The sequence below is a fragment of the Pseudomonas eutrophicaquae genome, assembly GCF_023544715.1.
Classification (GTDB): domain Bacteria; phylum Pseudomonadota; class Gammaproteobacteria; order Pseudomonadales; family Pseudomonadaceae; genus Geopseudomonas.
This window is the reverse complement of sequence record NZ_JAMJEZ010000015.1, coordinates 13,536-28,428: the sequence shown is the minus strand read 5'-3', so window position 1 is coordinate 28,428 and position 14,893 is coordinate 13,536. Positions and strand designations below refer to the sequence as shown.

Here is a 14,893-nt window from a genome sequence, read left to right as displayed (position 1 = left end):
CGACAGGAAGCCCCCATGAATCGCGAAGTTCCCTCCGTTTCCACCGCCGACGCCCTGCCCGGCAGCGATCCGGCCACGCTCGTCAGCGCAGACCCCGCCCCGGCCGAGGCGCCGCTGCCCGAGGCCCAGGGTGCCCTGCCGCTGGCGAGTGCTGAGGTCGCGGTCGAACCGCCGGTCGAGGCACCCGCTGCGCAGGCCGACAGTGACGCTGCCCTGCTGCCCGTGCCGCCGCCGAGCCTGGATGACAGCAGCCTGTACATCCACCGCGAGCTGTCGCAGCTGCAGTTCAACATCCGCGTGCTGGAGCAGGCGCTGGATGAATCGGCCCCGCTGCTGGAGCGCTTGAAGTTCCTGCTGATCTTCTCCAGCAACCTGGATGAATTTTTCGAGATCCGCGTCGCCGGGCTGAAAAAGCAGGTCGCCTTTGCCCGCGAGCTGGCCGGCGCCGACGGCCTGCAGCCCCATCAGGCGCTGGCGCAGATTTCCAGCGTGGTCCACGAGCAGGTGGCCCGCCAGTACCACATCCTCAACGAGGTGCTGCTGCCGGCGCTGGAGCAGCACCAGATCCGCTTCATTCGTCGGCACAACTGGACGCTGAAGATCAAGAACTGGGTGCGCAAGTATTTCCGCGAGGAGATTGCGCCGATCATGACGCCGATCGGCCTCGACCCGACCCACCCGTTCCCGCTGCTGGTCAACAAGAGCCTGAACTTCATCGTAGAACTGGAAGGCATCGATGCCTTCGGTCGCGATTCGGGCCTGGCGATCCTGCCGGCGCCGCGCCTGCTGCCGCGCCTGATCCGTGTGCCCGAGGAGGTTGGCGGGCCCGGTGACAACTTCGTGTTCCTCTCCTCGATGATCCACGCCCACGCCGATGACCTGTTCCACGGCATGAGCGTCAAGGGTTGCTATCAGTTCCGCCTGACCCGCAACGCTGATCTGTCGGTGGATGCCGAGGATGTGGATGACCTGGCGCGTGCGCTGCGCGGCGAGCTGTACTCGCGGCGCTTTGGTGATGCGGTGCGTCTGGAAGTGGCCGACAACTGCCCCGAGCACCTGACCAGCTACCTGCTCAAGCAGTTCAGCCTGACCGAGGCCGAGCTGTATCAGGTCAACGGGCCGGTCAACCTGACCCGGCTGTTCTCGATCACCGGCCTTGAAAGCCAGCGGGCGCTGCAATACCCGCCGATGACCCCGGTGATTCCCAAGGTCATGCAGAGCAGCGACAAGCTGTTCAACGTGCTCAGCAAGCAGGACGTGCTGCTGCTGCACCCGTTCGAGTCGTTCACCCCGGTGGTCGATATGCTGCGCCAGGCGGCCAAGGACCCCAACGTGCTGGCGATCAAGCAGACCCTGTACCGCTCGGGCGCCAACTCGGAAATCGTCGATGCGCTGGTTGATGCAGCGCGCAGCGGCAAGGAAGTCACCGCGGTGATCGAACTGCGCGCGCGCTTTGACGAGGAGTCCAACCTGGCGCTGGCCAGCCGTCTGCAGCAGGCCGGGGCGGTGGTGATCTACGGCGTGGTCGGCTTCAAGACCCACGCCAAGATGATGCTGATCCTGCGCCGCGAGAACGGCGAGTTGGTGCGCTACGCGCACCTTGGCACCGGCAACTACCACGCCGGCAACGCCCGCCTGTACACCGACTACAGCCTGCTGACCTCCGATGACGTGCTCTGCGAGGACGTGTCCAAGCTGTTCAACCAGCTGATCGGCATGGGCAAGACCCTGCGGATGAAGAAGTTGCTGCACGCGCCCTTCACCCTGAAGAAGACCCTGCTGGACATGATTGCCCGCGAGGCGCAGTTCGCCAGTGAGGGCAAGCCTGCGCATATCATCGCCAAGATGAACTCGCTGACCGACCCCAAGATCATCAAGGCGCTGTACAAGGCCAGTCAGGCCGGGGTGAAGATCGATCTGGTGGTGCGCGGCATGTGCTGCCTGCGTCCGGGGATTGCCGGGGTGTCGCACAATATCCAGGTGCGCTCGATCATCGGTCGCTTCCTGGAGCACACCCGTGCCTATTACTTCCTCAACGGCGGTGATGAGCAGATCTATCTGGCCAGCGCCGACTGGATGGAGCGCAACCTCGACAAGCGGGTGGAGACCTGCTTCCCGCTGGAGGGCAAGAAGCTGATCAGCCGGGTCAAGAAGGAGCTGGAAGCCTACCTGACCGACAACACCCAGGCCTGGGTGCTGCAGGCTGATGGCAGCTATCAGCGTCTGCAGCCGACCGGCAACCAGAACCCGCGCAATGCCCAGGCCTTGATGATGGAGAAGCTGGCGAGCCCGGCGCCGATCAGTCGCTGAGCAAGAGATGGGCGGCGCCTGTCGCCGCCCTGACGATAAAGGGCGGCTCCTGATGGGGCCGCCCTTTTTGTTGGCTGCGCGGGGGAGGCGCGTCAGCGGCCGCTGAGCGTGTAGCCGGCGCGGGCCAGCCACTGCGCCTCGGCGGCGATGTCGGCCTCGGTCAGCGGATTGGCGGCCAGCCAGCCGTCGGGGAAGACTGCTTCCAGGCTGCGCGGCCCGGCGACAAACGCCACCTCAGGCATGTCCTGCATGCCGCGGATGTGGTGGAAGAGGATGGCAAAGCGCAGCACGATGCACAGGCGCACCAGCTTGTCGCCTTCCTCGGCCAGCTCAGCAAAGCGATCCACCGGGATATTGCGGCGGTGGCCGCGCACCAGCAGGGCGAGCATCTGCTGATCGAGGCGCGAGAAGCCGGCCAGATCCGCATGTTCGAGGATGTAGGCGCCGTGCTTGTGGTAGTGGTAGTGGGCGATGTCCAGCCCGACCTCGTGGACCCGCGCCGCCCAGCCGAGCAGTTCGCGGTGCCAGTCATCATTCAGGCCCCAGGCGGCACCGACCTTGTCGAGGATCGACAGCGCCTTGGCCTCGACCCGCGCGGCCTGTTCCAGATCGACGTGGTAACGCTCCTGCAGCGCCGAGAGGGTGCGTTCGCGGACATCTTCATGGCTCTGCCGGCCGATCATGTCGTAGAGCACGCCCTCGCGCAGCGCGCCCTCGGTGTGGCACATGCTCTGGATGCCCAGGGCATCGAAGGTCGCCTCAAGGATCGCGAGCCCAGCCGGCAGGATCAGGAGGCGCTCGGGCTTGACGCCCTCAAGGCTCAGCTCATTCAGGTTGCCGGCCTTGAGTAGCCGGCGCTTGAGCCAAGCGAGCCCCGCCGGGGTGATCTCGCCGTTGCCTTGGCCGGCGCACTGCAGGGCCTGGGCAATGGCGCGGATGCTGCCGGAGGAGCCGACCGCCTCGCTCCAGCCCAGACGGTGAATGGCCTGCTCGAAGCCCATCAGTTCAAGGCGCGCGGCGGTGTAGGCCTGGGCATAGCGGGAGGCGCTGAGCTTGCCCTCGGCGAAGAAGCGTTTGGTGTAGCTGACGCAGCCCATCTGCTGGCTTTCGCGCAGCAGCGAGTCAAAGCGCTCACCGACGATGAACTCGGTACTGCCGCCGCCGATGTCTACCACCAGACGGCGCCCCTCGGCCGCCGGCAGGCTGTGGGAGACGCCCAGGTAGATGAGGCGCGCTTCCTCGCGACCAGACACCACCTCGACCGGATGACCGAGCAGCTCCTCAGCGCGGCGGATGAACACCGCACGGTTACGCGCCTCGCGCAGGGCGTTGGTGGCGACGATCCGCACCGCGCCCTGGGGCAGGCCATTGATCAGCTGGGCGAAGCGGCGCAGGCAGTCGAGGCCGCGCTGCATGGCCGCCTCATCGAGGTTGCGCTGCTCGTCGATGCCGGCCGCCAGCTGTACTTTCTCGCCCAGGCGCTCCAGCAGACGGACCTCGCCCTGGTCCACACGGGCCAGCACCATATGAATGCTGTTGGAGCCAATATCGATGGCAGCGATCAGCGGGAACACATCGGTGGGGGTATGCGGCATGCTGGGCAAATCTCGAAGAAGCGACACAATTTCGCCATGATAGAGCAAAAATTGCGAAGGCTGGATGACAGTTGCCAGACAGCCGGGGCCACGCCTGCCGGGCGATAGCTTCCGGAGTGCCGCGAGTGGGGCTATCATGGCGCACCTTTTATCCGCAGCCCGTCACGGAGAATCCCCATGAGCGAATTCATCACCAATGTCACCGATGCCAGCTTCGAGCAGGATGTGCTCAAGGCCGAGGGCCCGGTGCTGGTCGACTACTGGGCCGAGTGGTGTGGCCCGTGCAAGATGATTGCTCCGGTGCTCGATGAAATCGCCCGCGACTATCAGGGCAAGCTTAAGGTCTGCAAGCTGAACATCGACGAGAACCAGGAAACCGCGCCCAAGTACGGTGTGCGTGGCATCCCGACCCTGATGCTGTTCAAGAACGGCAACGTCGAGGCCACCAAGGTCGGTGCGCTGTCCAAGTCGCAGCTGGCGGCGTTCCTCGACAGCAATATCTGATCGATCTTCGTGAAAACCCCGTCGATGGCGGGGTTTTTGCCCTCTTAGGCTGGACGCTGTCGCAACGGCAGTGATAGATTCGGCCCGCAGTCCACGCTGACTGCCTTCCCCATGCCGTCGCCGACGCCCCCCATGCCGAGCACCCCGATCGGGCTTTCGCCGCGATCCTGCCGCACTTCCCGCGGCGCGGCCTCAGGCTCCCTGCATCCCTTCTGCCAACCTGCCCCCATCCTATGAATCTGACCGAACTCAAGCAAAAGCCGATTCCCGAACTGCTCGCCATGGCCGACCAGATGGGCCTTGAGAACATGGCCCGTTCGCGCAAGCAGGACATCATTTTCGCCCTGCTGAAAAAACACGCGAAAGGTGGCGAGGAGATTTCCGGTGATGGCGTGCTGGAGATCCTGCAGGACGGCTTCGGGTTCCTGCGCTCCGCCGACTCCTCCTACCTGGCCGGCCCCGACGATATCTACGTCTCGCCCAGCCAGATCCGGCGCTTCAACCTGCGCACCGGCGACACCATCGTCGGCAAGATCCGTCCGCCCAAGGAAGGTGAGCGTTACTTCGCGCTGCTCAAGGTCGATACCATCAACTTCGACCGTCCGGAAAACGCCAAGAGCAAGATTCTCTTCGAGAACCTCACGCCGCTGTTTGCCAACAAGCGCATGAAAATGGAAGCCGGCAATGGCTCCACCGAGGACCTCACCGGCCGGGTGATCGACCTCTGTGCGCCGATCGGCAAGGGCCAGCGCGGCCTGATCGTCGCTCCGCCCAAGGCGGGCAAGACCATCATGCTGCAGAACATCGCGGCCAATATCACCCGCAACAACCCCGACTGCTACCTGATCGTGCTGCTGATCGACGAGCGCCCCGAGGAAGTCACCGAGATGCAGCGCACCGTGCGCGGCGAGGTGGTGGCCTCGACCTTCGACGAGCCGCCGGCCCGCCACGTGCAGGTCGCCGAGATGGTCATCGAGAAGGCCAAGCGTCTGGTCGAACACAAGAAGGATGTGGTGATCCTGCTCGACTCCATCACCCGTCTGGCTCGCGCCTACAACACCGTGATCCCCAGCTCCGGCAAGGTGCTGACCGGCGGTGTCGATGCTCATGCCCTGGAAAAGCCCAAGCGCTTCTTTGGCGCGGCGCGCAACATCGAGGAGGGCGGCAGCCTGACCATCATCGCCACCGCGCTGGTCGAGACCGGCTCGAAGATGGACGAGGTGATCTACGAGGAGTTCAAGGGTACCGGCAACATGGAGCTGATCCTCGATCGGCGCATCGCCGAGAAGCGTGTGTTCCCGGCGATCAACATCAACAAGTCCGGCACCCGCCGTGAGGAGCTGCTCACCAGTGAGGAGGAGCTGCAGCGCATGTGGATCCTGCGCAAGATCCTCCACCCGATGGATGAGATCGCGGCGGTCGAGTTCCTGATCGACAAGCTCAAGGACACCAAGACCAACGAGGAATTCTTCCAGTCGATGAAGCGCAAGTAATCGCTGCGGGAAGACCTGACAACGGCCGGCCAACCCCGGCCGTTGTCGGTTCTGTACATTGCGCGGCTGTTCCGCCGCGCGGCCGTTCGGCGCTAGACTGGCCGCCCTTCGCATCATCCCGAGGCTTGAGCATGCAGTATCGCGATCTGCGCGAATTCATCCATGGCCTGGAGGCGCGCGGCGAGCTCAAGCGCATCCAGACGCCGGTTTCCCCCGTGCTGGAAATGACCGAAATCTGCGACCGCACCCTGCGCCGTGCCGGTCCCGCCCTGCTGTTTGAACAGCCCACCGGCCACCGCATGCCGGTGCTCGGCAACCTGTTCGGCACCCCGAAACGGGTGGCGCTGGGGATGGGTGCCGAGGCGGTCAGCGAGCTGCGCGAGATCGGCAAGCTGCTGGCTTACCTCAAGGAGCCGGAGCCGCCCAAGGGCTTCAAGGATGCGCTGAGCAAGCTGCCGCTGCTGAAAAAGGTGCTGAGCATGTCGCCCAAGGTGCTCAAGGATGCGCCGTGTCAGGAGGTGGTGCTGGAGGGGGATGACGTCGATCTGGGGCAGATCCCGGTGCAGCACTGCTGGCCGGGGGACGTGGCACCGCTGGTCACCTGGGGGCTGACTATCACCCGCGGGCCGAACAAGGAGCGGCAGAACCTCGGTATCTACCGCCAACAGGTGATCGGTCGCAACAAGCTGATCATGCGCTGGCTGAGCCACCGTGGCGGCGCGCTGGATTTTCGCGAGTGGTGCCAGAAGTTCCCCGATCGCCCCTATCCGGTGTGCGTGGCGCTGGGCGCGGATCCTGCGACCATCCTCGGCGCGGTGACTCCGGTGCCGGATACCCTCTCCGAATACGCCTTCGCCGGCCTGCTGCGCGGCTCGCGCAGCGAGCTGGTCAAGGCGCGCGGCTCGGATCTGCAGGTGCCGGCGCATGCCGAGATTGTCCTCGAAGGGCACATCCATCCCGGCGAGACCGCTCCGGAAGGCCCCTACGGCGATCACACCGGCTATTACAACGAGGTGGATACCTTCCCGGTGTTCACTGTCGAGCGCATCACCCACCGCAAGAACCCGATCTATCACAGCACCTACACCGGCCGACCGCCGGATGAGCCGGCGATTCTCGGCGTGGCGCTCAATGAGGTGTTCGTGCCGATCCTGCAGAAGCAGTTCCCGGAGATCACCGACTTCTACCTGCCGCCGGAAGGCTGCTCGTACCGCATGGCGGTGGTGACCATGAAGAAGCAGTACCCCGGCCACGCCAAGCGGGTGATGCTCGGCGTGTGGAGCTTCCTGCGCCAGTTCATGTACACCAAGTTCGTCATCGTCACCGACGATGACATCAACGCTCGCGACTGGAACGATGTGATCTGGGCGATCACCACGCGCATGGACCCGAGCCGCGATACGGTGCTGATCGACAATACGCCGATCGACTACCTGGATTTTGCCTCGCCGGTCTCCGGGCTGGGCAGCAAGATGGGCCTCGACGCCACCCACAAGTGGCCGGGCGAGACCGACCGCGAGTGGGGCCGGGCCATCGAGCGCGATCCGGCCACCGTGGCGCGGGTCGATGCACTGTGGAGCACGCTGGGCATCGACTGAGCCGGGCGCCGCGGCCCGATCCCGGCGATCCCCGGTTGCGGGCTGCGGGCAAGGTTTTCGGAATTGGCGAGCGATTATGGCGTTTGTGCGTTGCGGGGCGCGTGGGCTTGCCCGACAATCGCGCCCCGCAAGGTGCTGCGCAGATGGGCTGCTGGCGCGTATTGCGGAGCTGTTCTTACCCGGCGGGAGGGGGCAAGGGGATGAGGCGCAAGCCCGATCTGCTATGGATGCTGGTCATGCTGTTCTGCCTGGGCGTGGTGACCACCGGTTACGCCCAGAGCCTGTGGACGCCGCCCGAGCCGCCACCGTTCACCGGCGAACCGCTGCCACGCTAGCGCCCCTCAGCACGGCGCGTAGTGCCAGCCACGGTCGGTGACCGTGGCATACAGCGGGATATCCCAGTCGGCCAGCGTCAGTTGATCGACCTGCTGGCAAGCGTGGGCCAGCCCGATCAGCAGAGGCTTCTGCCACTGGCGATGGCGCTGCCGGTAAGCCAGCGCCCGATCATAAAAACCACCGCCCATGCCCAGACGCCCCCCTTGGGCATCGAATCCCACCAGCGGCATCAGCAGCAGATCCAGTGTCCAAGGTTTACGCTGGCGGGCCGGGTCGCGGGCAGGTTCGGCGATGCGCAGCCGGTTGCGGATCAGGCGCTCGCCAGCGTCCAGGCGCTGAAAGTGCATGCGTGTGCGCGGCCAGCGGGCCAGCACCGGCAGATAAACCGTCTTGCCTCGTCGCCAGGCGGCCTCGCGCAGCCAGCGCGGGTCGATCTCGCCATCATTGGGCAGATAGAGGGCAATGTGCCGTGCCCGGCGAAACAGTGGGTGCTGGGCCAGCTGGCGATACAGGTCGCGGGCGGCCTGGCGCTGCTCGGCAGGGGTCAGGGCACGGCGTGCCGCACGCAACTCGCGGCGCAGGGCAGGGCGGGAGAGGTGTTCGGCGCGGATCATGACGGCGGGCATCCCATGGCGGCCCTTGGAGACTGGCGCGCGGGGTGGCGATCAGAGCGCGTACCACGCGGGCTGCGCAGGTAGAAGGATGACTCCCCGAAGTGCCGCTGTCGGGGTGGCCCTGAACCCGAAAGTTCAGGTTGGGAGCTGCAAGAAGCGTTAAGGCTTTCCGTCGAGCGGACATGCACACCGGCCTCGGCTGCAGCCCCCGGGGTATGAGAATCGGCTCAGGGACGTACCGACTGGCCAACACACCAGGGAGCTGGGGCGCAGTTTACCGCATATGCGCGCATTGTCATCCCCGCGATGGCCCGCCGGTCAGGCCGAAGGCTCTTGCAGGGCGCGATCGACCCGCTCCAGCAGTTCGCGTACCCGGCTGCGGGTATCCCCCTCTAGCGCCGCGCTGTCACGCTCCTGCAGCTGCAGCAGTTCATGGGCGATGTTCAGGGCGGCCAGCACGGCGATCCGCTCGGCATCCACCCCCCGGCCGCTGCTGCGCAGCTCGCGCATCTTGGCATCCACATAGTGGGCGGCCCGCTCCAAGCCATGACGCGCCTGGGGCGGACAGCCGATCGGGTAATCCTTGTCCAGAATCTGGACGGTAACGACAGGGTGCTGGGTCATGGCGATGGTTCCAGAAAGCGCAGGCAGGTGAGCGCGCCGCGAGAGCCGCGCGAACTCGGCCACCCCGGTGGTTCGAACCGCCGGGGTGGTTGATTGACTATACAAGATGCCCCGTCCACCTGCCCGAGCCTCGATGGTCTTGAGCGGGGCGCCGGTGCTAGGATGACAGCCTTCTTTCGCTCCTTGTCCTCGGTACACCTGCTGCCATGTCCCGCTCTGCCTCTGCGTATTCCGCCTTTGCCGCCCTGCTCACCAGCGCCGGCCAGTCCCTTTCGCCTGCCGAACTGCACGGAGTGCTGGTCGGGCGCACCTGTGCGGGGGCCGGTTTTGCTGTCGAACCCTGGCTTCAGGCGGCGAGCGAGCTGCTCGACTGCCCGCCCGAAGAGCGGCTGCGCCAGGCGCTGGCGGGCTTGCAGGGCATGCTCAAGAGTGAGCTGGAGGCCGGCGAGCTGTCGCTGGTATTGCTGCTGCCGGACGACGAAACCCCGCTGGCCGAGCGGGCCACTGCCCTCGGGCAATGGTGTCAGGGCTTTCTGGCCGGTTTTGGCCTGACCGCACGGCGCGGCGAGCTATCCCGCGAGGCGCGCGAGGTGCTGGAGGATCTGGCCGCCATCGCCCGCATCGAGGAAAGCCTCGAGGAGTCCGAGGACGCCGAGAACGACTACATGGAAGTCACCGAATACCTGCGTGTCGCGCCGCTGCTGCTGCTCAACGAATGCGCGGGCCTGCCGGCCGCGCCCGCGGCGACCCCGCCATCTGTGCATTGATTCTTTCGGAGTGCCGTCGATGATCCGTCTTCCCGCCCGTGAATATGCCCACCGCCGTCAGGCACTGATGGCACAGATGACCCCGGGCAGCGCCGCCCTGCTGCCGGCCGCGCCGGTACAGCTGCGCAACCGGGATGTCGAGCAGGTCTACCGGCAGGATAGCGACTTCCAGTACCTGACCGGTTTCCCCGAGCCGGAGGCGCTGCTGCTGCTGATCCCCGGCCGGGCGCAGGGCGAGTATGTGCTGTTCTGCCGCGAGCGTGACCCTGAGCGCGAGCTGTGGGATGGCAAGCGCGCCGGTCAGGATGGGGCGGTGCGTGATTACGGCGCCGATCAGGCCTATGCCATTGATGATCTGGATGAGGTGCTGCCGGGTCTGGTGGAAAATCGCACCCGGCTCTACTACCCGCTGGGCATCAGCGAGTCCTTCGATCGTCAGGTCAGCGGCTGGCTGGCCAGCCTGCGCCAGCGGGCCCGGCAGGGTATCAATCCGCCGGTCGAGTTCGTTGCCCTTGATCACCTGCTGCACGAGATGCGCCTGATCAAGAGCGAGGCCGAGATAGCGCTGATGCAGGCGGCCGCCGATGTTTCTGCCAAGGCCCATGTGCGCGCCATGCAGACCTGCCGGGCCGGGCTCAATGAATACCATCTGGAGGCCGAGCTGGAGTACGCCTTCCGCCTCGGCGGGGCCAAGCTGCCGGCCTATGGCTCGATCGTCGCCAGTGGTCACAACGCCTGCATCCTCCATTACCGGGAGAACGATCAGCCGCTCAAGGACGGTGATCTGGTGCTGATCGACGCCGGTTGCGAGCTGGACTGCTATGCCAGCGACATCACCCGCACCTTCCCGGTCAGTGGCCGCTTCTCGCCCGAGCAGCGTGCCATCTATGAGCTGGTGCTGGCGGCCCAGACGGCGGCGTTTGCCGCCATCGCTCCCGGACGGCACTGGAACGAAGCCCACGAGGCGGCGCTGCGCACCCTCACCGCCGGGCTGATCGAGCTGGGCTTGCTGCACGGCGAGCTGGAGACCCTGCTGGAGGGCGAGGCTTACAAGCCGTTCTACATGCACCGCACCGGTCACTGGCTGGGCATGGATGTGCACGATGTCGGGCATTACAAGGTCGAGGGCCAGTGGCGGCCCCTGCAGCCGGGCATGGTGCTGACCGTCGAGCCTGGGTTGTACATCGCCGCGGATAACCTGCAGGTCGAGGCGCGCTGGCGCGGGATTGGCGTGCGCATCGAGGATGATGTGCTGGTGACCGCTGAGGGTTGCCGGGTGCTGACCGGCGGGGTGCCCAAAACAGTGGCCGAGATCGAGGCGCTGATGGCGGCTGCCGGCGGTGAGGCCGCCTGAGATGCCGACCACACAGCAGGCAGCGGGCGGGCATATCGTGATTGCCGGGGGCGGGCTGGTCGGTGCCAGCCTGGCGCTGGCGCTGCTGGAGGGCGGGGCGCGTGCGCGGGGCTGGCGGATCAGCCTGGTCGAGCCCCATGCGCCGGGTGAGGGCTTTCAGCCGAGTTTTGATGCGCGCAGCTCCGCATTGTCCTGGGGCTCGCGCCAGACTTACCAGCGCCTGGGCTTGTGGACGGCGATTGCCGCCCAGGCCGAGCCGATCACCCGCATCCATGTCGGTGAGCAGGGCCGCGCCGCCGCCACCCGGCTGAGCGCCGAGGAGGAGGGCGTGCCGGCACTGGGCTATGTGGTGGACAACGCCTGGCTCGGCCACTGCCTGTGGCAGCGTTTGCGCGCGGCCGAGGGCCTGACCTGGTACTGCCCGGCGCGCGTCGAGCGTGTGCAGGCGGTGCCCGGTGGCTATCACTTGACCCTCGATGACGGCAGCCCGCTGGACTGCGACCTGCTGGTGCTGGCCGATGGCGGTCGCTCCGATCTGCGCACCCAGCTCGGCATCCACGTGCGCCGCACCGAATACGGCCAGAGCGCGCTGATCGCCAATATCGGCCTCGGCCAGCCCCACGGCGGTGAGGCTTTCGAGCGTTTTACCCGTCATGGGCCGATGGCGCTGCTGCCGCTGGCCGGGCAGCGCAGCGCACTGGTCTGGACCCGCAGCCCCGAGGAGATCGCCCGTCTGCAGGCACTGCCTGACGCGGCGTTTCTGGCTGAACTGCAGCAGACCTTCGGCTACCGGCTGGGACGTCTGCGCCGGGTCGGCACCCGCTACAGCTACCCGCTGGCGCTGCACGAGGCCGAAGAGCAGGTGCGCAGCCATCTGGTGGTGCTCGGCAATGCCGCCCACGGCCTGCACCCGATTGCCGGACAGGGCTTCAACCTGTCGCTGCGCGACGTGATGGCGCTGAGCGAGACCCTGCTGGGCAGTGCTGCGCCTCTGGGTGAGCTGGCGACGCTGCAGCGCTACCTGCAACGCCAGCGCGATGATCAGGCGCTGACCATCGGCTTTTCCGACCGGGTCACCCGGCTGTTTTCCAATGCGCACCCGCTGCTGGCCTGCGGGCGCAGTCTGGGCCTGCTGGCGCTGGAGCTGTGCGCTCCGGCCCGCCAGGCCTTTGCCCGCCAGGCCATGGGCCTGGGCACCCGCCGCTGAGCCGGCAGAGAGCACGAGGAGGCATGATGCACGCGGATCTGATCATCGTCGGCGCCGGCATGGTCGGCAGCACCCTGGCGCTGGCCCTGCAGGAGAGTGGCCTGCGGGTGCTGTTGCTCGACGGCGCCTCGCTGGAGCCTGGCCCGGCGCTGGCGGCGGATGCCGCCTTCGAGCCGCGGGTCAGTGCGCTGTCGGTGGCCAGCCAGCGGATTCTCGAGCGGCTGGCGGTCTGGCCGGGGATCATCGCCCGCCGCGCCACTGCCTACGATGCGATGTGCGTGTGGGATGGCTCGGGCACCGGGCAGATCGACTTTCACGCCGCCAGCGTGCATGCCGAGCACCTCGGGCACATCGTCGAGAACCGCGTGGTGCAGGAGGCGCTGCTGGAGCGTCTGCGCGCGGCACCGATCGAGCGTCTGGGTGAGGCGCGTCTTGAGCAGCTGCGCCGTTCGGCCGGGGGCTGGCTGCTGACCCTCGCCGATGGCCGCCAGCTGCGCACCCCACTGCTGGTGGCGGCGGACGGCGCCCGTTCGCGGGTGCGCCAGTTGGCCGGCTGTGCGACCCGTGAATGGGATTATCTGCACCATGCCATCGTCACCAGCGTGCGCTGCAGTCAGCCGCATCAGGCGACCGCCTGGCAGCGCTTCACTGACAGCGGCCCGCTGGCCTTCCTGCCGCTGACCCGCGCTGGCGATGCCCACTGGTGTTCGATCGTCTGGTCCTGCCCGCCGGCCGAGGCCGAGGCGCTGATGGCACTGGAGGATACTGACTTTGCCGCGGCACTCGAGCGCGCTTTCGAGGCGCGCCTCGGCCGGGTGCTGCAGGTCGATCCGCGCCACTGCGTGCCGCTGCGCCAGTGCCATGCCCGGCGTTATGTCGAGCCAGGGCTGGTGCTGATCGGCGATGCCGCCCACAGCATTCACCCGCTGGCCGGGCAGGGCGTCAATCTGGGGCTGCTGGATGCCGCGGTGCTGGCCGAGGTGCTGCAGCAGGCCGAGGCGCGGGGCGAGACGCTGGCCAGCACCCGGGTGCTGGGCCGCTATGAGCGGCGGCGCATGCCCCATAACCTGGCGATGATGGCGGCGATGGAGGGCTTCGAGCGCCTGTTCCAGTCCAATGACCTGCGCCTGCGCTGGCTGCGCAATGCCGGTCTGCGTCTGGTGGATCGTCATTACCTGGCCAAGGGGCTGTTCGCGCGTCAGGCGCTGGGGCTGGGCGGGGATCTGCCGGCGCTGGCCCGTGCGCTACCGGCGTAGCGGCGGCATCGACCATTGGTCGCTTAGTTGAAAATTATTTTCGTCTGCAGTGTGTCAGCCGTTGAACCTGCAAATAGGACTGCTTATCATCTGCCTCAGTTTCCCATCCTTAGAGGCGCACTCCATGCAGGCAAACCACACGCTCCTGGCCGCCCTGGCCCTGACGACCCTGGCCGGTACCGTTCAAGCCGCCGATGAAGTGGTGGTGTATTCCTCGCGGATCGATGAGCTGATCAAGCCGGTCTTTGATCAGTACACCCGCGAAACCGGGGTCAAGGTCAAGTTCATCACCGACAAGGAAGCGCCGCTGCTGGCCCGCCTCAAGGCCGAAGGCGCCAACACCCCGGCGGATCTGTTGATCACCGTGGATGCCGGCAACCTCTGGCAGGCCGAGCAGGAGGGCGTGCTCAAGCCGCTGACCTCCAAGGTCATCGAAGCCAACATCCCCAGCCAGTACCGCTCCAGTACCGGTGCCTGGACCGGCCTGTCGCTGCGCGCGCGGACCATCGTCTACTCCACCGAGCGGGTCAAGCCGGAGGAGCTGTCCAGCTACGAGGCGCTGGCTGACAAGAACTGGGAAGGTCGCCTGTGCCTGCGCTCCAGCAAGAAGGTCTACAACCAGTCGCTGACCGCCACCCTGATCGAGACCCACGGCGCCGAGAAGGCCGAGCAGGTGGTCAAGGGCTGGGTAGCCAATCTGGCGACCGATCCGTTCGCCGATGACACCGCGCTGATTCAGGCGATCGATGCCGGCCAGTGTGATGTGGGCATCGTCAACAGCTACTACTACGGCCGCCTGCAGAAGCAGCAGCCGGATCTCAAGGCCAAGCTGTTCTGGGCGAACCAGGCTGACCGCGGCGTGCACGTCAATCTGGCCGGTGCCGGGGTGACCCAGCATGCGCCGAATGCCGAGGCCGCGCAGAAGCTCCTGGAGTGGATGACCACTGCCCCGGCGCAGGCTGTGTTCGCCGGCGTCAATCAGGAGTTCCCGGCCAATGCGCAGGTCAAGCCGTCTGCCGAGGTGCTGGCGTGGGGTACCTTCAAGGCTGATACCCTGCCGGTGGAAGTGGCGGGCAAGCGCCAGGCCGAGGCGATCCGCCTGATGGATCGCGCTGGCTGGAACTGATTCGCGTCTGACAACGGTTATACTCGACGCCCCGGCCCGTGCCGGGGCGTTTTTGTTGGCGCGCCGTGCTGTGCTGCGGCGTACCGTCCCGGGTGCCGGCTGTTGGCGG

General features: G+C 66.5%; 13 protein-coding genes and 1 other RNA gene. 10 read left to right on the top strand and 4 right to left on the bottom strand.

All coding sequences use genetic code 11. The annotated features are described in order from the left end of the window. Positions 1-15: 15 nt before the first annotated feature. Positions 16-2,310, top strand: a complete 2,295-nt coding sequence (gene ppk1, locus MXC11_RS08370; protein ID WP_349665507.1) for a polyphosphate kinase 1 — start codon at positions 16-18, stop codon at positions 2,308-2,310. A 92-nt stretch (positions 2,311-2,402) separates the two neighbouring features. On the opposite strand, the gene ppx is transcribed toward ppk1, so the two are convergent. Next, positions 2,403-3,905, bottom strand: coding sequence for an exopolyphosphatase (ppx, locus tag MXC11_RS08365; protein WP_250008014.1), 1,503 nt, complete (start codon positions 3,903-3,905; stop codon positions 2,403-2,405). 177 nt (positions 3,906-4,082) lie between these two features. Here ppx and trxA point away from each other — a divergent pair, with 177 nt between their 5' ends. From trxA to MXC11_RS12185, 4 genes are all read left to right on the top strand, one after another. Further along, positions 4,083-4,409, top strand: a complete 327-nt coding sequence (gene trxA / locus MXC11_RS08360; protein ID WP_250008008.1) for a thioredoxin TrxA — start codon at positions 4,083-4,085, stop codon at positions 4,407-4,409. 233 nt (positions 4,410-4,642) lie between these two features. Further along, positions 4,643-5,902 (top strand): transcription termination factor Rho, encoded by a 1,260-nt coding sequence (gene rho, locus MXC11_RS08355; protein WP_250008001.1) that lies wholly within the window; start codon positions 4,643-4,645, stop codon positions 5,900-5,902. 131 nt (positions 5,903-6,033) lie between these two features. Next, positions 6,034-7,500, top strand: a complete 1,467-nt coding sequence (ubiD, locus tag MXC11_RS08350) for a 4-hydroxy-3-polyprenylbenzoate decarboxylase (RefSeq protein ID WP_250007988.1) — start codon at positions 6,034-6,036, stop codon at positions 7,498-7,500. 200 nt (positions 7,501-7,700) lie between these two features. Then, the gene (locus MXC11_RS12185) at positions 7,701-7,835 is read left to right on the top strand and encodes a hypothetical protein (RefSeq protein ID WP_284060450.1); all 135 of its coding nucleotides are present in this window, start codon (positions 7,701-7,703) and stop codon (positions 7,833-7,835) included. 6 nt (positions 7,836-7,841) lie between these two features. Here MXC11_RS12185 and MXC11_RS08345 read toward each other — a convergent pair whose 3' ends face one another. The 3 genes from MXC11_RS08345 to MXC11_RS08335 form a co-directional block, all read right to left on the bottom strand. Next, positions 7,842-8,450 (bottom strand): 5-formyltetrahydrofolate cyclo-ligase, encoded by a 609-nt coding sequence (locus tag MXC11_RS08345; protein WP_250007982.1) that lies wholly within the window; start codon positions 8,448-8,450, stop codon positions 7,842-7,844. Between the two features lie 89 nt (positions 8,451-8,539). Next, a non-coding RNA gene (gene ssrS, locus MXC11_RS08340) (6S RNA) lies at positions 8,540-8,714 on the bottom strand. 54 nt (positions 8,715-8,768) lie between these two features. Then, a complete protein-coding gene (locus MXC11_RS08335) occupies positions 8,769-9,074 on the bottom strand; it encodes a cell division protein ZapA (protein WP_250007975.1) in 306 nt (101 codons plus the stop codon). A gap of 206 nt (positions 9,075-9,280) precedes the next feature. Here MXC11_RS08335 and MXC11_RS08330 point away from each other — a divergent pair, with 206 nt between their 5' ends. The 5 genes from MXC11_RS08330 (at position 9,281) to MXC11_RS08310 (ending at position 14,784) form a co-directional block, all read left to right on the top strand. Beyond that, entirely contained in the window at positions 9,281-9,841 is a 561-nt protein-coding gene (locus tag MXC11_RS08330; RefSeq protein WP_250007958.1) for a UPF0149 family protein, read from the top strand. A 19-nt stretch (positions 9,842-9,860) separates the two neighbouring features. Next, positions 9,861-11,195, top strand: coding sequence for a Xaa-Pro aminopeptidase (gene pepP / locus MXC11_RS08325; RefSeq protein ID WP_250007951.1), 1,335 nt, complete (start codon positions 9,861-9,863; stop codon positions 11,193-11,195). 1 nt (position 11,196) lies between these two features. After that, the gene (gene ubiH / locus MXC11_RS08320; protein ID WP_250007945.1) at positions 11,197-12,402 is read left to right on the top strand and encodes a 2-octaprenyl-6-methoxyphenyl hydroxylase; all 1,206 of its coding nucleotides are present in this window, start codon (positions 11,197-11,199) and stop codon (positions 12,400-12,402) included. 26 nt (positions 12,403-12,428) lie between these two features. Then, entirely contained in the window at positions 12,429-13,658 is a 1,230-nt protein-coding gene (locus MXC11_RS08315) for a 2-octaprenyl-3-methyl-6-methoxy-1,4-benzoquinol hydroxylase (protein WP_250008293.1), read from the top strand. A gap of 124 nt (positions 13,659-13,782) precedes the next feature. Then, positions 13,783-14,784 carry an extracellular solute-binding protein gene (locus MXC11_RS08310; RefSeq protein WP_250007939.1) on the top strand — a complete coding sequence of 334 codons (1,002 nt, stop codon included), beginning with the start codon at positions 13,783-13,785 and terminating at the stop codon, positions 14,782-14,784. Positions 14,785-14,893: the final 109 nt, after the last annotated feature.